This window comes from Bradyrhizobium sp. CSA207 (genome assembly GCF_029051685.1).
Taxonomy (GTDB): domain Bacteria; phylum Pseudomonadota; class Alphaproteobacteria; order Rhizobiales; family Xanthobacteraceae; genus Bradyrhizobium.
Window position 1 is genome coordinate 1 of record NZ_JAACFT010000144.1, and the last position, 392, is coordinate 392.

Sequence of the window (392 nt, forward strand, 5' to 3'; positions counted from 1 at the left end):
TCTGAGCACTTCGCGCAGAAAATTTATTTTCGAGATTTTCCGATTTCAAGAGGGTCTTGAAGGAAAATTAGCACTCTCCCGCGTCGGCTGCTAACATGCTGGAACGGAACAATAAATGAAGTCAAAAGTTCGCAAATTGATTGATGACACAGCGGACTTGCGTCATCCTTCCGCCCGTTATGAAAAGGAGATGAAGCATGCAGTTTTCTTCGGATCTTGAGCGGCAACTCAACGGTTATGGACTCACCACAGCGCATATCCTCTATCGCGTTCCCGATTTCGAAACCGTCCTGCAGACCTATGTCTGGCAGGACTACGATCTGGCGCCGGATTTCCCCCACATGCAGAAGTTCCTCGACTATTGGCAGGCCAATCTCGATGGGCCTCTGCAC

1 protein-coding gene is annotated in these 392 nt (G+C 49.5%); it reads left to right on the top strand.

Annotation, left to right across the window (positions count from 1 at the left end; translation table 11 throughout):
* Positions 1-197 precede the first annotated feature (197 nt).
* A partial coding sequence (locus GWG65_RS40370; RefSeq protein ID WP_275200942.1) for an aspartate-semialdehyde dehydrogenase occupies positions 198-392 on the top strand: 195 nt, incomplete at its 3' end.